Origin of the sequence: Sulfitobacter sp. SK011 (genome assembly GCF_003352065.1) — a bacterium.
In the GTDB taxonomy this organism is placed as follows: Bacteria; Pseudomonadota; Alphaproteobacteria; order Rhodobacterales; family Rhodobacteraceae; genus Sulfitobacter.
This window is the reverse complement of sequence record NZ_CP025803.1, coordinates 900,437-918,718: the sequence shown is the minus strand read 5'-3', so window position 1 is coordinate 918,718 and position 18,282 is coordinate 900,437. Positions and strand designations below refer to the sequence as shown.

21 protein-coding genes are annotated in these 18,282 nt (G+C 58.2%); 10 read left to right on the top strand and 11 right to left on the bottom strand.

The window, feature by feature from the left end; translation table 11 throughout:
* Positions 1-95: 95 nt before the first annotated feature.
* The 8 genes from C1J02_RS04455 (at position 96) to C1J02_RS04420 (ending at position 8,624) form a co-directional block, all read left to right on the top strand.
* Positions 96-440, top strand: a complete 345-nt coding sequence (locus tag C1J02_RS04455) for a helix-turn-helix transcriptional regulator (protein WP_114877515.1) — start codon at positions 96-98, stop codon at positions 438-440.
* Positions 433-1,473 (top strand): permease, encoded by a 1,041-nt coding sequence (locus C1J02_RS04450; protein WP_114877514.1) that lies wholly within the window; start codon positions 433-435, stop codon positions 1,471-1,473. The genes C1J02_RS04455 and C1J02_RS04450 overlap by 8 nt, the downstream gene beginning before the upstream one ends.
* Positions 1,473-2,375: a cation diffusion facilitator family transporter gene (locus tag C1J02_RS04445; RefSeq protein ID WP_114877513.1), complete on the top strand. Its 903-nt coding sequence runs from the start codon at positions 1,473-1,475 to the stop codon at positions 2,373-2,375. The genes C1J02_RS04450 and C1J02_RS04445 overlap by 1 nt, the downstream gene beginning before the upstream one ends.
* 84 nt (positions 2,376-2,459) lie before the next feature.
* Positions 2,460-3,725: a Na+/H+ antiporter NhaA gene (locus C1J02_RS04440; RefSeq protein ID WP_114877512.1), complete on the top strand. Its 1,266-nt coding sequence runs from the start codon at positions 2,460-2,462 to the stop codon at positions 3,723-3,725.
* Between the two features lie 228 nt (positions 3,726-3,953).
* Positions 3,954-4,613, top strand: coding sequence for an ABC transporter ATP-binding protein (locus C1J02_RS04435; RefSeq protein WP_114877511.1), 660 nt, complete (start codon positions 3,954-3,956; stop codon positions 4,611-4,613).
* A complete protein-coding gene (locus C1J02_RS04430; RefSeq protein WP_114877510.1) occupies positions 4,591-6,270 on the top strand; it encodes a capsule biosynthesis protein in 1,680 nt (559 codons plus the stop codon). The genes C1J02_RS04435 and C1J02_RS04430 overlap by 23 nt, the downstream gene beginning before the upstream one ends.
* A complete protein-coding gene (gene kdsA, locus C1J02_RS04425; protein WP_114877509.1) occupies positions 6,267-7,100 on the top strand; it encodes a 3-deoxy-8-phosphooctulonate synthase in 834 nt (277 codons plus the stop codon). The genes C1J02_RS04430 and kdsA overlap by 4 nt, the downstream gene beginning before the upstream one ends.
* Before the next feature lie 27 nt (positions 7,101-7,127).
* Positions 7,128-8,624 (top strand): phosphomannomutase/phosphoglucomutase, encoded by a 1,497-nt coding sequence (locus C1J02_RS04420; RefSeq protein WP_114877508.1) that lies wholly within the window; start codon positions 7,128-7,130, stop codon positions 8,622-8,624.
* A gap of 86 nt (positions 8,625-8,710) precedes the next feature.
* On the opposite strand, the gene C1J02_RS04415 is transcribed toward C1J02_RS04420, so the two are convergent.
* The 4 genes from C1J02_RS04415 to rpsA form a co-directional block, all read right to left on the bottom strand.
* Positions 8,711-9,355, bottom strand: a complete 645-nt coding sequence (locus C1J02_RS04415; protein WP_114877507.1) for a phosphoribosylanthranilate isomerase — start codon at positions 9,353-9,355, stop codon at positions 8,711-8,713.
* 10 nt (positions 9,356-9,365) lie between these two features.
* Complete coding sequence (locus tag C1J02_RS04410; RefSeq protein ID WP_114877505.1) at positions 9,366-9,716, bottom strand: lipopolysaccharide assembly protein LapA domain-containing protein; 351 nt, start codon at positions 9,714-9,716, stop codon at positions 9,366-9,368.
* Complete coding sequence (gene ihfB / locus C1J02_RS04405; protein WP_114877503.1) at positions 9,716-10,000, bottom strand: integration host factor subunit beta; 285 nt, start codon at positions 9,998-10,000, stop codon at positions 9,716-9,718. The genes C1J02_RS04410 and ihfB overlap by 1 nt, the downstream gene beginning before the upstream one ends.
* 338 nt (positions 10,001-10,338) lie before the next feature.
* Positions 10,339-12,012, bottom strand: a complete 1,674-nt coding sequence (gene rpsA / locus C1J02_RS04400; protein WP_114877501.1) for a 30S ribosomal protein S1 — start codon at positions 12,010-12,012, stop codon at positions 10,339-10,341.
* A gap of 41 nt (positions 12,013-12,053) precedes the next feature.
* Here rpsA and C1J02_RS04395 point away from each other — a divergent pair, with 41 nt between their 5' ends.
* Positions 12,054-12,329, top strand: coding sequence for a hypothetical protein (locus C1J02_RS04395; RefSeq protein ID WP_114877499.1), 276 nt, complete (start codon positions 12,054-12,056; stop codon positions 12,327-12,329).
* Between the two features lie 25 nt (positions 12,330-12,354).
* Here the strand turns inward: C1J02_RS04395 and C1J02_RS04390 are convergent, their stop codons facing one another.
* The 3 genes from C1J02_RS04390 to C1J02_RS04380 are packed head-to-tail and all read right to left on the bottom strand — an operon-like array spanning position 12,355 to position 14,118.
* Entirely contained in the window at positions 12,355-12,732 is a 378-nt protein-coding gene (locus tag C1J02_RS04390) for a rhodanese-like domain-containing protein (RefSeq protein WP_114877497.1), read from the bottom strand.
* 32 nt (positions 12,733-12,764) lie between these two features.
* On the bottom strand, positions 12,765-13,673 hold the full coding sequence (locus C1J02_RS04385) for a DMT family transporter (protein ID WP_162798222.1): 909 nt from the start codon (positions 13,671-13,673) through the stop codon (positions 12,765-12,767).
* The gene (locus C1J02_RS04380; protein ID WP_205389858.1) at positions 13,666-14,118 is read right to left on the bottom strand and encodes a hypothetical protein; all 453 of its coding nucleotides are present in this window, start codon (positions 14,116-14,118) and stop codon (positions 13,666-13,668) included. The genes C1J02_RS04385 and C1J02_RS04380 overlap by 8 nt, the downstream gene beginning before the upstream one ends.
* A 117-nt stretch (positions 14,119-14,235) precedes the next feature.
* Here C1J02_RS04380 and C1J02_RS04375 point away from each other — a divergent pair, with 117 nt between their 5' ends.
* Entirely contained in the window at positions 14,236-14,895 is a 660-nt protein-coding gene (locus C1J02_RS04375; protein WP_254693200.1) for a YafY family protein, read from the top strand.
* Positions 14,896-14,929: 34 nt separating this feature from the next.
* Here the strand turns inward: C1J02_RS04375 and C1J02_RS04370 are convergent, their stop codons facing one another.
* The 4 genes from C1J02_RS04370 to aroA all read right to left on the bottom strand — a co-directional run bounded on the left by C1J02_RS04370 (position 14,930) and on the right by aroA (position 18,276).
* Positions 14,930-15,457 carry a hypothetical protein gene (locus C1J02_RS04370; protein ID WP_114877491.1) on the bottom strand — a complete coding sequence of 176 codons (528 nt, stop codon included), beginning with the start codon at positions 15,455-15,457 and terminating at the stop codon, positions 14,930-14,932.
* Positions 15,458-15,761: 304 nt separating this feature from the next.
* Entirely contained in the window at positions 15,762-16,391 is a 630-nt protein-coding gene (locus C1J02_RS04365; protein ID WP_114877489.1) for a d(CMP) kinase, read from the bottom strand.
* Positions 16,388-16,927, bottom strand: coding sequence for a hypothetical protein (locus C1J02_RS04360; protein WP_114877487.1), 540 nt, complete (start codon positions 16,925-16,927; stop codon positions 16,388-16,390). The genes C1J02_RS04365 and C1J02_RS04360 overlap by 4 nt, the downstream gene beginning before the upstream one ends.
* A complete protein-coding gene (aroA, locus tag C1J02_RS04355; protein ID WP_114877485.1) occupies positions 16,924-18,276 on the bottom strand; it encodes a 3-phosphoshikimate 1-carboxyvinyltransferase in 1,353 nt (450 codons plus the stop codon). Before aroA ends, C1J02_RS04360 begins: the two co-directional genes overlap by 4 nt.
* Positions 18,277-18,282: the final 6 nt, after the last annotated feature.

Below are 18,282 nucleotides of genomic sequence, written 5' to 3'. Positions count from 1 at the left end.
CGTCAGCAGTGTTCACGTCCAAGGCAAGATGTTTTGATTTCGACAATCCTCGAAATAAAGCTTGTGCAGGCAATCGTTTCTATTATTCTAGAAATATGAAAACAGATTCGCCCCATACCCCGCCGCTTACCCTTGCCGCCGCCAGCTTTGCAGCACTTGGGTCCGAACAACGCCTGTCGGTGCTGCGCACGTTGGTCCGTGCAGGTCCTGAGGGGTTGAGCATTGGCGCATTGGGCGACCGCACGGGCGTCACCGGATCAACTTTGACCCACCATCTGAAACTTCTGGCCGCCACTGGCCTTGTAAAGCAGGAACGTCAAGGCCGCAGCACGATCTGTGCTGCCGTTGCTTATGACGAAATTCAGGCCTTGGCGCATTTCCTGATGACAGAATGCTGCGCCGATGCGCAGACCCCCTGCGAGGGTCACCCACATGGCTGACATAAACGCCACTCCCACCCGTACAGACACAGCCCCAAAACGTTGGATATTTGGCGGCGCATGGGGGGCGACGCTGCTGCTGCTTCTGGCTGTTGCGGTCTTTGATCCAGCACAGTTCTTGCCCACCGTGACCTTTGCCGGGTGGGCCTTGGCAGGGACTGCACCTTTTATCGCCTTTGCCGTGCTTGCGGTTGCGTATCTCAAGGCCAGCGGTGCAGAAACCCTGCTTGCGCGGGCGTTTGAGGGCAATCCGGCCCGAATGGTCGTGATGGCGGCGCTTCTGGGTGGGCTGTCGCCCTTTTGCTCTTGCGAGGTGATCCCCTTTATCGCGGCACTGCTGGCCGTGGGTGCCCCACTGGGTGCAGTGATGGCGTTCTGGCTTGCCTCTCCGCTAATGGACCCGGCGATGTTTGCGATCACGTCCGGCACACTCGGCTGGGACTTTGCACTGGCAAAAACGCTTGCCGCTATCGGTCTTGGCATGTTTGGCGGCTTTGGCGTGTTGCTGGCGGCCAATACTCCGCTTTTTGCCGACCCGCTTCGGGAACGCCCCGCTTTGAGCGGATGCTGCGGTGTGAAAAAACCGTTTTCCGGCCATCCGGTCTGGAGGTTCTGGTCAGACGCACCGCGCCGGGCCGTGTTTGCAGAGACCGGGCTGGAAAATGCGCTGTTCCTGACCAAATGGCTGACACTTGCCTATGTGATCGAGGCCCTGATGCTGCACTACGTTCCCGCTGACCTGATTGCTGGTGTGCTGGGTGGTGCCGGGATCAAGCCGATCCTGTTGGGGGCTTTGGTCGGCGCACCCGCCTATCTGAACGGATATGCCGCAGTGCCGCTGGTTGACGCCCTGCTGGCTCAGGGCATGAGCCAAGGCGCGGCCATGTCCTTTGTGATCGCGGGCGGTGTAAGCTGTATCCCGGCGGCCATCGCGGTTTGGGCCTTGGTCAAACCGCGTGTCTTTGCCGCCTACCTTGGCTTTGCCGTCACAGGTGCTGTCATCGCTGGCGTGATCTGGCAGGCCGCCTCCTAATGGGTCACAAACACCACCATCACGTTGATCCAGAGAGCGGCGATTCACGGGTTGCGTCTGCCGTGGCGATTAATCTTGCGCTGACAGTGGCGCAGGTCATTGGCGGCATTATTTCGGGCTCTTTATCGCTGATTGCCGATGCACTGCATAACTTCAGTGACGCCATTGCCCTGATCATCGCGTTTGCGGCACGCAAGATCGCGCGCCGCCCATCAGATGCGCAGATGACCTTCGGCTATGGCCGGATCGAAGCAGTGGCGGCACTTGTCAACTACACCACGCTGATCGTGATTGGGCTTTATCTGGTGTACGAGGCGATTTTGCGGTTCATTGATCCCTCGCCTGTGACCGGTTGGATCATTGTGATCGTCGCGGGTGCGGCCTTGCTGATTGATCTTGCGACGGCGGCGCTGACCTACACAATGTCAAAGACCAGCGTGAACATGCGCGCCGCGTTTCTGCACAATCTGGCCGATGCGTTGGGGTCGGTTGCGGTCATCATCGCGGGCACACTTGTGCTGCTTTACGGCTGGCTCTGGGTTGATCCCGCTGTCACCGTGCTGATTGCGGGGTATATATTATGGCAATCGTTCAGCGAACTTCCCGGCGTTGTGCGCATCCTGATGTTGGGCAGCCCGGCGGACATGGATGCAGCCGCCGTGATTGAAACCATTGCGCAGGTCCCAGGTGTGGTGTCGGTCCATCATGTGCACCTTTGGATGATGGGTGAACATGACCCTGCGCTTGATGCCCATGTGGTGCTGGAACCGGGCAGCGATGGTCCCCGCATCCGCGGCGAGATCAAGAAACGTCTTGAGACAGAACACCACCTGCACCACACGACACTTGAGATTGAGCACCCCAGTGATCAATGCAACGACAGCCCCATGATCGGACACTGATCCCCCGTCGACAACAGACGCGTTGAACCGCAAAGCACCATAGCGTAGCAATGTGAGAATAACGCAAGAACGGGGGCCCGCTGAATGTACCGTGTCTGGAGCTTTCTGACGAATTACTCGCTATTGCTTATATTCGGTGCTGTAATCGCTGTGGTCTGGGCCAATGTCGATTACGAGAGCTATCACCATTTCGTCGAATTCAAGATTTGGGACCACGCCCCCATTGGGCATCTGCACCCGGGCGACGCCAACCACGAAGCCTATCGCACACTGACGCTGCACTATCTGGTCAATGACCTGTTGATGGCGCTGTTCTTTGCCATCGCCGCCAAGGAAGTCTGGGAAGCCGTGATCCTGAAAAACGGGTCCCTGCGTGGGAAAAAGGCAGCGACGCCGTTGTTTGCAACGCTGGGCGGGATGCTGGGGCCAATCTCTGTCTATCTTGGCCTCGCATATTTGCTGGGGTCAGAGACATATAACGCGGTTTTTAACGGGTGGGCGATCCCCACGGCCACCGATATTGCCTTTAGCTATCTGGTCGGGCGCATCGTGTTTGGCGCGGGCCACCCGGCGGTGCGGTTCCTGCTTTTGCTGGCGATTGCGGATGATGCGGCCGGGCTGATCATTCTGGCGGTGTTCTATCCCACGGGCGCGCTTGCCCCGATGTGGTTGCTGTTGTCTTTCGCAGTCGCAATCGGTGTGTATCTTCTGGCGAACTGGCTGCCCCGCAGAAAGGATCGTGGCAATCAGGATCGGCCGGCATCAACCTGGGTGCGCACCAAATTGCACTTTCTGCCCTATCTGATCGCCGGTTGCATCAGCTGGTATGCCTTCATGCGCTCCGGTTTGCACCCGGCGCTGGGGCTGCTGCCCATCGTGCCGACCATCCCGCATGCAGACCGGGCATTCGGTATCTTTTCTGAGGCAGAACGATACCTCACCGACCTTTTGAACCAGATTGAACATGCGCTCAAACACCCTGTCGAGGTTGTCCTGTTCTTCTTTGGCCTCTTGAACGCCGGGGTTCAGTTCAACGCAATCGGCAGCGCCACATGGCTGGTGCTGGCGGGGCTGCTGATCGGGAAACCGGTGGGTATTTTGCTCTTTGGCTGGCTTGCTGCGCGGCCCATGGGGCTTGGGCTGCCGCAAGGGATGCGGATCATTGATCTGGCTGTTGTCGGCTGTGTGGCCGCCATCGGCTTTACCGTGTCGCTGTTTGTTGCGTCGGTCGCGTTTGATGCAGGTCCGATACAGGACGCTGCCAAGATGGGTGCCTTGTTCAGCTTTGCCGCGGCGGCAATCAGCATCGTCGCAGGCAAACTATGCCGGGTCGACAAGCAAATCAGCTGACGTCCCCCGTGATTGAATAGGTCACCAGAAACCAAAACGGCGGCGCGGATTTTCCGGGTTCAGAACGACAAATGAGTACACGACCAGACAGGCCCGAACCGGGTGTCAGAGCATTGTACATTTGTTTCCAAATAGGACATAATATAGTCAAATTCGGTGGATAAACTGTTAATACACCTCTGATAGAGAGGGCGCGGCGAGACCGCACAGCACCAACCGGAGCAGGGAATGCTGGAATTTGAAAATGTATCCAAGTCCTTCTGGACTGGGACCCAACACAAGATCATCCTTGATCGGGTCTCGTTTCGCGTGGAACTGGGTAATTCTCTTGGTATTCTCGCGCCAAACGGCACCGGTAAGACCACTCTTATCAACATGATGGCGGGCCTTGAAAAACCTGACGAAGGTGAGATCAAGCGCGGCTGCAACATTTCGTTCCCGCTTGGCTTTATGGGCGGCGTGGTCAGCAAGGTTTCTGCGATGGAAAACGCCCGTTACATCGCGCGGCTCTATGGCCTTGATCCCGACTACGTTGAAAGCTTCTGCCGCTGGCTGTGCAACCTGGGTGAATATTTCGACCAGCCGCTTGGCACCTATTCGGCGGGCATGCGGGCACGGTTTTCATTCGCGCTGATGCTGGCGCTTGATTTTGACATGTACCTCATTGACGAAGGCATGCCCGCGACGACAGATGTCGAATTTAACCGCAAAGCGGGCGAAATCCTGCAGGAACGCCTGCGCACCACCACCATCATCATTGTGTCCCATCAGGCACAAACACTTGAGAAATTTGCACGCTCCGCCGCTGTTCTGCTAGATGGGCAACTGCATATGTTTGACACCTTGGAAGAAGCGAAACAGCTCTATGACTACGAAACCCAAGGCTAGAAAGTTCCGCATCAAGCGGAGCACGCCAACGCCACCATCCGGCGCTGCCGCCAGCGGCACGACCGAACCCCATGGCGCGGCACCGCCGCTGCAGGGCGTGCGGCCTGCGCGCCCGACGGTCAGCGCACCAAGCGCGCAGGCTGGCGAGGTCTCATCTTCTGCCGAGGTGGCTGGTGAGCTGGACATGGACGCCATCCGCCGCGAGGGTCTGACGGGTCGCCAATTGCGCATGGCGCGACGCGTTGCCCAAAAGCACGAACTTGCCCCGACCTCTGACTTTGATGCGGTGCGCCTGTTGCGCGCCAAGGGGATTGATCCGTTCGAACGTTCCAACATGCTCGAACTTGTGGTGCCGCAGGCAGGCGGTGAGCCGCGCGATGGCGGTCCGGGTGATGCAATGGCCGCTCTACCCGCCCAGAAGGGTGGTGCTGGTGCGTCAGGCCGCGTGCATCTGCCACAGACCGTTCCTGCAGGGGGCAGCACCTTGCCCTCAAACGAGATAAGCCCCGCCGAGCGTCGGCAGCGCGAAATTGCGGACATCCAACGCGACATCTCACGCCGCCGCCGTCGCAAGATGGGCCTGCTTCTGGTTAGGGTCGCGTTTTTCGTATTTCTGCCGACGATCATCGCAGGCTATTATTTCTATAACAAAGCGACCCCGATGTACGCCACCACCAGTCAATTCCTGATCATTCAAAGTGAGGGATCATCGACCAGCCCATTTGGGGGACTGTTGCCGACACAATTTGCCAACAGCGCCGACAGCATCGCCACCCAGGCCTATCTGCAATCCAAGGATGCAATGCTGCGCCTGGACAATGACGAAGGGTTCAAGAACCACTTTTCAAATTCCAATATTGACCCGATCCAACGTCTGACGTCGGATCCGACCAACGAGGAAGCGTATAAAACCTATAAGAAAAACGTGAAAATCGGCTATGACCCGACCGAAGGCGTGATCCGCATGGAAGTGGTCGCCGCCGATCCGCAAGTCTCGGCCAGTTTTTCCGAAAGCCTGCTGAAATACGCGGAAGAGCGGATCAATAACCTGTCCAAGCAAAAGCGAGAAGACGGGATGAGCGACGCGCTTGCCGGCCTTGATCTTGCCCAGCAAAAACGCCGCGAAGCCCAAGAGGCCTTGATCACATTGCAGGTCGAAAATGGCGTCGACCCAGAGGCCGAGATTGCCGCAATCCGCGCCCAGATCACCAATTATGAGGGGCTGTTGATTGAGAAAGAGCTGACGCTTGCCGCGCTTCTTGACAATTCCCGTCCCAACAAAGCCAAAGTCGACGGTGCCCGAGGCGATGTCCGCCGCCTGAATGATCAATTGGACAGGCTGAACGAAAAGCTGAATTCCGCCACTCAGGGCGAAAACTCATTGGCCAAAAAGGCCGTGAACATGCAACTGGCGCAGGCCGATCTGGTCGCCGCGGATACCAACCTGCAACTGGCGATGACCGGATTGGAAGCCGCCCGCAACGAAGCTGGACGCCAGGTCCGTTACCTGACCGTCGCTGTGCGCCCCGTCGCGCCGCAGGAACCCACCTATCCGCGCAAGTTTGAAAACACGATCTTGGCTTTCCTGATCTTTGCGGGCATCTATCTGATGTTGTCGCTTACCGCGTCGATCCTCAGAGAACAGGTAACATCATGACCCAGGTTACAATCCGCGATGTGATTATCGGCAATGATCGCCCTCTGACCATCATTGCAGGCCCTTGCCAATTGGAAAGTGCGGATCACGCGCAGATGATTGCGGGGGTCATGAAAGACGCCTGTGATGCCGCCGGCGCGCAATATGTTTTCAAGGCCAGCTATGACAAGGCAAACCGCACCTCGCTGTCGGGCAAACGCGGGCTTGGCATCGACGAGGGCCTGAAGATTTTACAATCCATCGGCAAGGCCAATGGCGTGCCGGTTCTGACGGATGTGCACACCGAGGCGCAATGCGCCATCGCTGCGGAGGCTGTGGACATTTTGCAGATCCCTGCGTTTTTGTGCCGCCAAACCGATATGCTGCTTGCGGCGGGCGACACGGGCAAGGTCGTAAACGTCAAGAAAGGTCAATGGCTCGCCCCTTGGGAAATGGGCAATATCGTGACCAAGATTGAAAGCACCGGCAACAAACGGATTCTTTTGACGGAACGCGGCACCGCTTTTGGCTATAACACCCTTGTCGCCGACATGCGCAGCCTTCCGCAGATGGCCCAGACCGGGTACCCCGTGGTGATGGATGCCACCCATTCCGTCGCTCAGCCGGGTGGCAAGGGCGGATCTTCGGGCGGCCAACGCGAATTCGCGCCGGTCATGGCGCGCGCTGCTGCTGCGATCGGCGTTGGGGCCATCTTTATGGAAACGCACGAGGATCCCGACAGCGCGCCTTCTGACGGACCCAACATGATTTATCTCGACCAGATGGCTGCTTTGATCAAAACGCTGATGCAGTTCGATAAAATTGCCAAGGCGCATCCGCTGACCTTTTGAACTCCCAAACATGACGAGGATTTGCACGTGACAAAACCGGCCTCTACCGTGACCCAAAACACGTGGGGATTTCTGCGGGATGCGATGATCACCCCAACCGGGTTTCGAGAATATGATGCGCGGTGGAAATATCCCGATGACATCAACCTGCCGGGGATCACCGCCCTTGGTCTTGGCCTTGGCACACAGATGTACGCCCGCGGGATTGAGCCGGTGATCGCTGTCGGCAATGACTACCGGGATTACTCTTTGTCGATCAAGAACGCCCTCATGCTGGGGCTGATGCAGGCTGGTATTCACGTCAAAGACATCGGTCCCGCCCTGTCGCCTATGGCCTATTTCGCCCAATTTCATCTGGACGCCCCCGCCGTTGCAATGGTCACTGCATCACACAACCCCAACGGTTGGACCGGCGTTAAAATGGGCTTTGAACGCCCGTTGACCCATGGCCCCGATGAAATGTCCGAACTGCGTGACATCGTGCTGAATGGCAAAGGCCAGACGCGCGGTGGCGGCAAATATGAATTTGTGCACGGCGTCCGCGAGGCCTATCTCGACGACCTCGTTGGTGACTTCAGGATGACCCGCAAACTGAAAGTGGTTTGCGCCACCGGCAACGGCACCGCCTCCGCCTTTGCGCCAGAGCTTTTTGAGCGACTGGGCGTCGAGGTGGTGCCAAGCCATAACAAACTCGATTACACGTTTCCGCATTACAACCCCAATCCAGAGGCCATGGAAATGCTCCATGACATGGCCGCTTCGGTCAAAACATCCGGCGCGGATTTTGCCCTTGGCTTTGACGGCGACGGCGACCGCTGCGGTGTGGTTGATGATGAGGGCGAAGAGATTTTCGCAGACAAAGTGGGCGTAATCATGGCCCGCGATCTGGCCAAGCTCTATCCCGGCAGCACCTTTGTCGCGGATGTGAAATCAACAGGCCTGTTTGCCTCTGATCCTGAGCTTAAGAAATACGACATCAAGGCCGACTATTGGAAAACCGGCCACAGCTATATGAAACGACGGGTCAAGGAACTGGGCGCGCTGGCGGGGTTTGAAAAGTCCGGCCACTACTTTCTCGCTGAACCGATCGGACGCGGCTATGACTGCGGCATGCGTGTCGCGGTCGAGATCTGCAAGCTGATGGACCGCAACCCCGATCAAAGCATGTCTGACCTGCGCCGCGCCCTGCCGCAAACCTGGGCGACGCCAACGATGTCCCCCTATGCATCCGACACCGAAAAATACGGTATTCTCGCCCGCATTGTGGACCGGCTCACCGCCAAAGCCGATGCCGGCGACCCCATCGGCGGACGCGCCATCAAGGACATTGTCACCGTCAACGGCGCACGGGTGATTTTGGACAATGGTGGCTGGGGCCTGGTGCGCGCCTCGTCCAACACGCCCAATCTGGTCGTGGTCTGCGAAAGTCCCGCATCAGAGGATGAAATGCGCGCGATCTTTGCCGATCTTGATGCTGTGATCCGCACCGAACCCGGCGTCGGCGATTACGATCAGACGATCTGAAACCACCAGCATTTCATTATTGGGTAAATACACCGGGGGTTTGGGGGCTGGCCCCCAAGCTGTCGGACCGCGCAAGCGGTTCGATCTTATGTCAAAGCCGCCGCACAGAACGCCGCAATCAATGCCGGATCCTTGACCCCCGGCGCAGATTCCACACCTGATGACACATCAATCTGCCGCGCGCCGGTCAGCGCAATCGCCTCTGCCACATTCTGAGATGTAAGCCCCCCGGCCAACATCCACGGCACCGGCCACCGTCGCCCCGCAATCAACCGCCAGTCAAACGTCAGACCATTCCCACCTGGCAATTCGGAATTTCTGGGCGGCTTGGCATCAACCAAAATCTGGTCCGCAACCCGTCCATAGGCGTCGAGCGCTGCCAAATCATCCGCGTCTGCCACGCCCACAGCCTTCATGACCGGTAATCCGTAACGGGCCTTGACCGCCAGCACCCGATCCGGGCTCTCTGAGCCATGAAGTTGCAGCATATCAATTGGCACCTGCGCCAACATTGCATCAAAAAACGCATCATCTGCATTCACCGTCAGCGCGACCTTGCAGACGCCTTCGGGCACAGATGCCGCAAGCACGGCCGCAGTGGTCAGGGTCACATATCGGGGTGATTTCTCAAAGAAAACAAACCCGACATACCGGGCACCTGCCGCTACAGCCGCATCAATGCCGGCGCTGCTGGTCAGACCGCAAATTTTTACGTTTATATTTTCAGGCATGGCGGCCGGTTCAGCTCGCCTCGTCAAGAAGGGCCAGCACCTCGTCTTTACCCTGATGCTTTTCGCCTTTCAGCCGCGCCACTTCACGTTCAAGGCGGCGCATTTCGCGGGCCTGTTTCGCGGCCTCGGCACGCTGGCCGTATTCGCGGATCCATTCCCAGACAAATCCCACCAGCAACCCGACCACAATGCTGCCAAGGATCACAAGAAACAGCGGCAGCTGCACGGAAGGGTTCAACGCAAACCATCCCGACACTTCAGCTGGCAGGATTTGAAGTGCCACCATGTCGCGGTTTGCCAACGCGACCGAAATTAACGCCACCGCAAAGATGGCGATACAAAAGTAGCGAACGTAACGCATTAGCTTTTCCCGTTTAACCGATCCCGCAACAATTTGCCGGTCTTAAAGAAGGGTACATGTTTTTCTTCGACATTCACAGAGGCACCGGTGCGTGGATTGCGACCAATGCGGGCATCGCGCTTTTTCACTGAGAACGCGCCAAAGCCGCGCAGTTCCACCCGATCCCCCTGCGCCATCGCGCCGGTGATCTCGTCAAAGATGGTATTCACGATCCGCTCAACATCGCGCTGGTAGAGATGCGGATTATCATCCGCAATCTTCTGAATCAGTTGTGACCGGATCATGGTGTATCCCCCCCGAGATGTGTCTATTTATTGAGGCTCGACTTTGACTATAGAAAGAAACCATCCAGCCGGGAAGCGCCGTGAACGGCCAAGATGCTGTTTTTTATGCCGAAAGTGCTTATTTTTTTGAACATTTTCGCAATGTAACGCTGCAATCCGCCATTTGCCGCAGATTGTTTGTCGCTGTGCCGCATTCCCCGACCCAGCCGATTCGCGACTGAGGACCCTCCTCCAGACGCGGCGATCAGACCACCATTGCCGGCCCACCAACAGACTAAAGGCCCCGCGCATTTCTGCGCGAGGCCCTTTGTCTTCAGGTCGAAAAAACCGCGTCGGGTTTAGTCGTCGCCCTTAAGTGCGGCACCAAGAATATCACCCAAAGATGCGCCAGAATCAGACGAGCCATACTGCTCGACCGCTTCTTTTTCTTCCGCGATTTCACGGGCTTTGATCGACACGCCCAAACGGTGCGCTTTCGCGTCCACGTTTGTGATGCGCACGTCGACTTTGTCGCCTACGCTGAAACGCTCAGGGCGCTGTTCGGCACGGTCACGTGACAGATCAGAGCGGCGGATAAAGGCTTTCATGCCCTCATATTCCACTTCGATCCCGCCATCTTCGATGGAGGTCACAGAAACCGTCACAACAGAACCGCGTTTCACGCCGCCCACTGCTTCAGCGAACTTGTCACCGCCGACGCCTTTGATCGAGAGGCTGATGCGCTCTTTCTCAACGTCAACTTCGGATACAACGGCCTGAACCATATCGCCTTTGCGGTAGTTCTGGATCGCATCTTCGCCACGCTCGTCCCAGCTGAGGTCGCTGAGGTGCACCATGCCGTCGATGTCGCCGTCGAGACCAACAAACAGACCGAATTCGGTGATGTTCTTGACCTCGCCTTCGACTTCCGTGCCCTCGGGGTGTGTTTCTGCAAAAACTTCCCATGGGTTGCGCATGGTCTGCTTGAGACCCAGAGAAACGCGGCGCTTGGCACCGTCGATTTCCAGAACCATGACTTCGACTTCCTGTGACGTAGACACGATCTTGCCGGGGTGTACGTTTTTCTTGGTCCAGGACATCTCGGAGACGTGCACCAGACCTTCAACGCCCGGTTCCAGCTCAACAAATGCGCCGTAATCGGTGATGTTGGTCACGCGGCCAGTGTGCGTTGATTCCAGCGGGTATTTTGCCGCAACCAGATCCCATGGATCGTCCTGCAACTGCTTCATGCCCAAAGAGATACGGTGTGTCTCTTTGTTGATCTTGATGACCTGCACCTTGATCGTTTCGCCAATCGCCAGAATTTCGGACGGGTGGTTCACGCGGCGCCATGCCATGTCTGTGACGTGCAGCAAACCGTCAACGCCGCCCAGATCAACAAACGCACCGTATTCGGTGATGTTTTTGACCACACCGTCGACTTCCTGACCTTCGGTCAGATTGCCAATGACTTCGGCACGCTGTTCGGCACGTGATTCTTCGAGGATCGCACGACGTGAGACAACGATGTTGCCCCGGCGACGGTCCATTTTCAGAACCTGGAACGGCTGCTTGAGACCCATCAATGGGCCGGCATCGCGTACGGGGCGCACATCAACCTGAGAACCGGGCAGGAACGCAACCGCGCCGCCAAGGTCCACAGTAAAGCCACCTTTGACGCGGCCAAAGATTGCGCCTTCGACGCGCTCTTCTGCAGCATAGGCCTTCTCCAGACGGTCCCACGCTTCTTCGCGGCGCGCCATCTCACGAGAGATAACAGCTTCGCCTTTGGAGTTTTCGACCTGGCGAAGGAACACTTCAACCTCGTCACCAACTGCGATTTTGGGGGACTCGCCGGGATCGGCAAATTCTTTCAGTTCAACGCGGCCTTCCATTTTGTAGCCCACGTCGATGATGGCCTGACCGGCCTCGATGGCAATGACTTTGCCTTTGACAACAGAACCCTCTTCGGGTGTGTCCATCTCAAAGCTCTCATTCAAGAGTGCTTCAAATTCGTCCATAGCTTTTGACATGTAGTTTTCGTTTCCTTTGGTTTTTTATACGGGCCGCGCGGTTGTCTCCGCCGGTCTTTGAGTTTCAGTTGGTCCTTGTGGTGGCACCGCGCAAAGAACGCGTGATGGGCATCGGTACGCAAAAGAAAGAGGGCCGGATGAATCCGACCCTGCCTGAGATATCGCGTCCCGAAGCTTGTTACCGCCCCTTGGACAACGCGCGTATAGGGGAATTGGCCATGGTTCGCAAGGGCAATAGGCGCATTGCACAGGGATCACGCGGGATCACGCCGCATGATCAGAAAAGGGTGATTTCAATCTGCGGTATGATCCTGTGATCCCTGTTGCTCAGGACCTCGGGCTTCACGCCTCGGTTGGACCACCGGCGTCTTTCCAGGCTGGGAAACCGCCGATATTCGTCACATTCGTGTATCCCATGTCCTGCAGCGTTTTGCCCGACAACGCCGCTTGACCACCTGCGCCACAGATCAGATACAGCTCCGCATCTTTTTGCATCACTGGATTGTGGAAATCCTTCATCTCTGGGTCAGCGCGAAATTCGATCATACCGCGCGGAATGCGGTGCGCGCCCTTGATGGTGCCACTTTTGGCGATGTCTGAACTGTCGCGCACGTCGATAAAAGCCCCTGACCCGGATGCGTGTTTGGCAATCGCCTGTTCGACGTCCATTTTCGGAACGCTTGCATGGGCGGCTTCGAGGTATTCTTTGGCGGATTTCATGATTGGTCTCCATTATTTCGATATCGTTAGACTTAGGATAAGCCGGGCCCATTTCCACCCTCATCGGCAAAGACTGTTCCCTCACCCTCAGACTTGCTGTTTTGGCGCAGGATATGCCCAACGACCGCGACCAACACCAGCGCCCCGCCAATGAGGGTCGCCCCGCTAGGGATCTCGGCAAAAAAGAGCCAGATCCAAATGGGTGCCAATGGCGTCTCAACCGCCGCGATCAGCGCCGTTTCAATGGCCGGCAACAACCGCGCACCAAGCGTAAAAAGCGCCAACCCAAGGGCCGAATTGACCAGCCCGAACGCGGCGAGCAGCCCCAGATCCGGCAGGCTGACCACAAGATTGTCGGCAAAAGGCAGTGCTATCATCCCGCTCAGGATCGCGGACAGGCTGGCGGCCGGCAAAGTGGGGATGCCGCGAAATCTGCGCGAAATCACCATCATCACCGCCAGTGACAGCGTCATGGCGAATGCCAACAGGTCACCAAACAAGTTCCCTTCGACGCCCAGCCCGACGATGACCCCGACCCCAAGCAGTGAGACAAAGCTCGCCACAAGGGCAGAGCGCCCGGGGCGTTCGCCGATGGCCAGCCACGCCAACGCTGCCGCCACCAAGGGCACCGTGGCATAGATAAACGACACATGCGCCACCGTGGTGATGCGCAGAGCGTTGATATAACAAAGCATCCCAAGCGCTGAAACGATGGCGAATATCCAGCCCGGCGCACCCATCCTGGCAAAGTCGTGCAGTGCCGCGCGCCCCTGCAATGCAAACGCGATTGCCAGTATCCCCAGCGCCCCAAACACCCCGCGCCAAACCAGCATCGTGCCGGTATCAACCTCAATGAACCGGGTGAACAGGCCTGCGGTCGACCATGCCAATGCCGAGGCCGAAACCAGTGCCAGCCCTAAACGATGGTCCGCATCAGGCATCTGGTGATTTCCAATCGCCGCCCTTGTTCCACCAGCGGTGTGGATTGTCCTGATCATCCAAACCCTTGCAGATGCTGCGCAGCACCTCCTGCACCGTGATCACCGGCTCGTAATAGCTGTGCACCGCATAAATCGCCTCGATCACTTGATCCAACACGCCCTTGTCGCGCGGCAGAAAGAACCGCACCTCATCCACACCGGGCCTGCGACGTGTGTCCGTTTCGGCACCGGTCGGTGTGCCTTCCAAAGGGCGGTAGTATTCATACCCACTGGCACCCCGATAGGCATTGCGGTCGGTTTTGCCCTGCCGCAATGGAACCACCTTGATGATCTCGTCAAAAATCCGGTCTACGTCCTCAACCGGGGCCTGAAAGGCGATCAGCCACAGCGGCTCCATCGTGATGGGTCGTGTGTCAAAACCTGTCTTAAGAATATTATGGGGCATCGGGGGTGTTCCTTCTAAATTGTTAACCCTGAACCTCATCTACGCCCCGACTGCTGACATGTATCTGTCAGCAGTGTTGTGCTATCTCTCTCAAAGAAACCGCCAAAGGATCCCGTGATGCGATCATCGCGCATGTTTGAAATCATCCAACTGCTGCGCAGCGCCAAAGGCCCGGTGCGCGCGCAAGATATCGCGACGCAACTGGAGGTGACCAAACGCACCATTTACCGCGACATCGCCTCGTTGCAGGGGATGCGCGTGCCGATCGAAGGCGAGGCCGGGATCGGCTACATCATGCGCCCGGGCTATAACCTGCCGCCGATCAATTTCGACGTGGAAGAAGCCGAAGCCATTTCTGTCGGGCTCAGCATGATTGCACGCACCGGGGACAAGGCGCTTGAACAGGCGGCTTTGCGCGCTGTGCAAAAGCTGTCCGCGGCAACGACGCTGAGTGAGACGCTGTTTTCCTCAAGCTGGGGCGCGCAACCTGCGGAAATTGATCTAGCGGATGTGCGCAATGCGATCCGGCAAGAGATCAAACTGGCCCTGCATTACCGCGATGCAGAGGGCCGCGTGACCCGGCGCACCATCCGCCCCATTGCGATTGTGTATTATTCTGACGTGGTGGTGGTCGCCGGATGGTGCGAGATGCGACAGGATTTTCGACATTTCCGCGCGGATAGGATGATGTCAAGCGATGTGTTGGCCGCCGACTTCAAAGGCCAATCTGCTGCCTTGCGGCGCGACTGGGCAAAGGTGCATGGGACTGATTTCTAGTGCTTGTCACCCGCCAAGGAATTCTAACAGGAGCCTAAAGTTCCTGCCCTTTCTTGCGCAACTCATCCAGCAGGTCCTGATAGATCCCATTGCTGTCACCCCCACCAAAGATCGCGGCACCCCCGGTATAAGCACTGCCATAGGTTTTCGCGACCGTGATGGTTTGCACCAGCCCGGACAGGAGCTGATCTTTTTCAAGCGGTGAAAGTGGATGGATGAACACCCCCCAAAGACGTCCGTGCGCCACAGCATATCGCGCGTCCAAAGCTGAGTCGAAATTGGCCTGCATCATCCGCATCATGTCGTCCGCCGTCAGCCCTTCGGCACTGGCAATCGGCACCATCGCCCGCATCCGGTCCGCGCTCGTGTCGGCAATCACCACCACCGGGATATCATCAAGCGTGAATTCCAAGGCAGGGCCACGCACCACCAGATCCGGATCCAGTGCCAGCACGATGTTCGCCAGTCGCTCCAGTGTCATCGGCGGCTCGGTCGGTGGCGTCTCTTGGGACAGGGCCAGTCCGGGCAACAGGATCAGGGTAAAACATAAGGCGCGCAACATCAGGCAGGTCTCCTTTTATCGGTCAGCCTGCGCCAAGATGCTGTGAAATGCGATTCACGCTTGGGTGAGCACCGTGCGATGGCGTCATGGCCTCTTAACCCGTGCGCCTTAAACCTCAGCCTTGGTTAACCAAACCCGCGGGGTGACGCTCGCGGACATCATGTGGTCTCAATGCCGCTATGGCACCTGACACCGCGCGCATCTGGGGCAATGCCCCAACAGGACAGAAGACCGCAGCCCAAGAACCGGGCGGTGCCGCCTCTTTTTTGCAGATGCTGCTGGCAAACCAATGCGCCAGCACAGTTTAGATAAGGTTTTCCCGCTTGGCGTCGATCATCGCCACAGCGGCCGCAACTGCATCCGCAATTGCCATTTCAGTGGTATCGATTGTTACTGCATCAACGGCCGCGCGCAGTGGTGCATCGGCCCGGCCCATATCGCGGGCATCACGGGCCTGAACGTCCGCCAGAACCTCATCCAGCGTAATCTGCATTCCCTTGCCGCTTAACTCTGCAAACCGCCTGCGCGCGCGGACCTCTGCGCTGGCTGTGACAAACAACTTCACCTGCGCGTCCGGGCAAATCACCGTGCCGATGTCGCGCCCATCCAGCACCGCACCGCCTGCCCGTGCGGCAAAGCTGCGCTGGAAGTCCAAGAGCGCCGCGCGCACTTCTGGAATGGCTGCCACTTTGCTGGCCTCCTGCGCGACCAAAGACGTGCGCAGCGCATCGTCCTCCAGATCATGTGGCACCAGGTCAAGGGCCGCTTGTGCAGGCTCCATGCCAGCCAGAACCTTGGCCGCCACTGCGCGGTACAAAAGGCCGGTATCAAGATGGGCAAAGCCAAAATGCGCCGCAACCGCCTTGGATATTGTGCCCTTGCCCGATGCGGCAGGCCCGTCGATTGCCACTGTAAAACTGCGCGTCACACTCATTGCCGCCGGACCCAATACCGCACACCGCGCCAGACCAGAAGCAGGGCGAGCACGATGATAGCAACAGATGTGGCCGCCGATTTGCCAACAGTCCAAGTGGACGCCTGAGCGACAAGCACAGGGTCGAGCGGTTCTGCGGCACCCAGCAAACCGGCCACCGCCCCATTTTCCAAATAATCGAATATCATGCCTGCAGCAGCTGCGATCCCGCCAAACCAGCACAGCCCCGTGACCAGACGTCCGCCGATAGCGCGGGCCTGTATCGCAATTGACCACGCCAAAAGACATGCCAGAAGCGCGGGGTATGCAAGATCCAGACGATGCTGCCAGCCAAGGTATAAGACGCGCCCACGGGGTTCGAGATTTGCCAGAAACGCCTCTGCCTCGCCAAGGGTATATCCGCCGGGACGCAGATCAAATGGCATCAGCCCGCCAGCGGAATCGATGATCGCCGGCAGCGTCCACAGAATCATCGCCGCATAAACGCCAAGGGTTGCAGCCAGCAATGCTCGATATGCCAAGCGACGCTTGTTCACATTCCATCGCGCGTCACTTGCGCCCCCAAGGCCTGCATCAGCGGCTCGAATATCGGAAACGACGTGGCAATCGGGCCGCCATCATCAACGCTGACCGGGTTTTGCGCGGCCATGCCCAAGATCAGAAACGACATTGCAATGCGGTGATCAAGTTGGCTGGCGCAGGTCGCACCGCCGGGTACTTCACCATGCCCCCGGCCCGTCACGATCCACCAGTCAGGGCCTTCTTCGACCTCCATCCCGTTGGCGCGCAGGCCGCGTGCCATCGCATCTATCCGGTCACTTTCCTTGACACGTAACTCTTTGACACCGCGCATGATCGTCCGACCTTTTGCAAAGGACGCCACCACCGACAGCACCGGGTATTCGTCAATCATCGATGCGGCCCGTTCGGGAGACACTTCGATCCCGTGCAAATCCGGCGAAAACCGCGCCCGCAGGTCCGCCACAGGTTCACCGCCTTCGGTGCGTTCATTTTCATAAGTCAGGTCTGCACCCATCTCGCGCAGCGTGGCATAAAGGCCCGCCCGCGTCGGGTTCAACCCGATGCCCGGCACCAGCACATCACTGCCCGGCACGATCAGTGCTGCACAGACCGGAAACGCGGCAGAGGACGGATCGCGCGGCACATCAATGTGCTGTGGCTGCAATTCGGGCTGGCCTGTCAGGGTAATCACACGTCCCTCGTCGGTTTGCTCGACCGTGATATCGGCCCCGAACCCTGCCAGCATCCGCTCTGTATGATCGCGGGTCGCTTCGGCCTCGATCACCACTGTTTTGCCGGGCGCATTCAGCCCGGCCAGCAAGACCGCCGATTTCACCTGTGCCGATGGCACCGGCACCACATACCGCACCGGCACCGGATCTGCCGCGCCGACAATGGTCATCGGCAAACGCCCCCCCTGACGCCCGACAGCTTGGGTGCCGAACAATGCCAAAGGGTCCGTCACCCGTGCCATCGGCCGCCCATTCAGGCTGGCATCGCCGGTAAAGGTCGCAGAAATCGGCGAAGTCGCCATCGCCCCCATGATCAGCCGCACGCCGGTGCCGGAATTGCCGCAGTCAATCACGTTCTCAGGTTCGGCAAAACCGCCGACACCCACGCCGTGCACCGACCATTTGCCGCCACCGTGATCCGTGACCTCAGCGCCGAAGGCGCGCATCGCGCGGGCCGTGTCCAACACATCCTGCCCTTCAAGCAGTCCAGTGATGGTCGTCTCGCCAACGCTCAGCGCGCCCAGGATCAGCGACCGATGCGAAATCGACTTGTCCCCTGGCACCTCTGCGGTGCCGGAAAGCGGGCCGCAGGCACGTGATGTCATTGGAATTGGGGCACCGTGGCTCGACATAAGAGG

Excerpts from the sequence above, each read along its gene's own strand:
- C1J02_RS04370 (WP_114877491.1), bottom strand. The coding sequence starts at position 15,457 with ATGTTGCGCGCCTTATGTTTTACCCTGATCCTGTTGCCCGGACTGGCC.
- C1J02_RS04390 (WP_114877497.1), bottom strand. The coding sequence starts at position 12,732 with ATGAAATCCGCCAAAGAATACCTCGAAGCCGCCCATGCAAGCGTTCCG.
- aroA (WP_114877485.1), bottom strand. The coding sequence starts at position 18,276 with ATGTCGAGCCACGGTGCCCCAATTCCAATGACATCACGTGCCTGCGGC.
- C1J02_RS04365 (WP_114877489.1), bottom strand. The coding sequence starts at position 16,391 with ATGAGTGTGACGCGCAGTTTTACAGTGGCAATCGACGGGCCTGCCGCA.
- C1J02_RS04375 (WP_254693200.1), top strand. The coding sequence starts at position 14,236 with ATGCGATCATCGCGCATGTTTGAAATCATCCAACTGCTGCGCAGCGCC.
- C1J02_RS04450 (WP_114877514.1), top strand. The coding sequence starts at position 433 with ATGGCTGACATAAACGCCACTCCCACCCGTACAGACACAGCCCCAAAA.
- rpsA (WP_114877501.1), bottom strand. The coding sequence starts at position 12,012 with ATGTCAAAAGCTATGGACGAATTTGAAGCACTCTTGAATGAGAGCTTT.
- C1J02_RS04415 (WP_114877507.1), bottom strand. The coding sequence starts at position 9,355 with ATGCCTGAAAATATAAACGTAAAAATTTGCGGTCTGACCAGCAGCGCC.
- C1J02_RS04435 (WP_114877511.1), top strand. The coding sequence starts at position 3,954 with ATGCTGGAATTTGAAAATGTATCCAAGTCCTTCTGGACTGGGACCCAA.
- C1J02_RS04440 (WP_114877512.1), top strand. The coding sequence starts at position 2,460 with ATGTACCGTGTCTGGAGCTTTCTGACGAATTACTCGCTATTGCTTATA.
- C1J02_RS04410 (WP_114877505.1), bottom strand. The coding sequence starts at position 9,716 with ATGCGTTACGTTCGCTACTTTTGTATCGCCATCTTTGCGGTGGCGTTA.
- ihfB (WP_114877503.1), bottom strand. The coding sequence starts at position 10,000 with ATGATCCGGTCACAACTGATTCAGAAGATTGCGGATGATAATCCGCAT.
- kdsA (WP_114877509.1), top strand. The coding sequence starts at position 6,267 with ATGACCCAGGTTACAATCCGCGATGTGATTATCGGCAATGATCGCCCT.
- C1J02_RS04380 (WP_205389858.1), bottom strand. The coding sequence starts at position 14,118 with ATGCCCCATAATATTCTTAAGACAGGTTTTGACACACGACCCATCACG.
- C1J02_RS04385 (WP_162798222.1), bottom strand. The coding sequence starts at position 13,673 with ATGCCTGATGCGGACCATCGTTTAGGGCTGGCACTGGTTTCGGCCTCG.
- C1J02_RS04455 (WP_114877515.1), top strand. The coding sequence starts at position 96 with ATGAAAACAGATTCGCCCCATACCCCGCCGCTTACCCTTGCCGCCGCC.
- C1J02_RS04445 (WP_114877513.1), top strand. The coding sequence starts at position 1,473 with ATGGGTCACAAACACCACCATCACGTTGATCCAGAGAGCGGCGATTCA.
- C1J02_RS04430 (WP_114877510.1), top strand. The coding sequence starts at position 4,591 with ATGACTACGAAACCCAAGGCTAGAAAGTTCCGCATCAAGCGGAGCACG.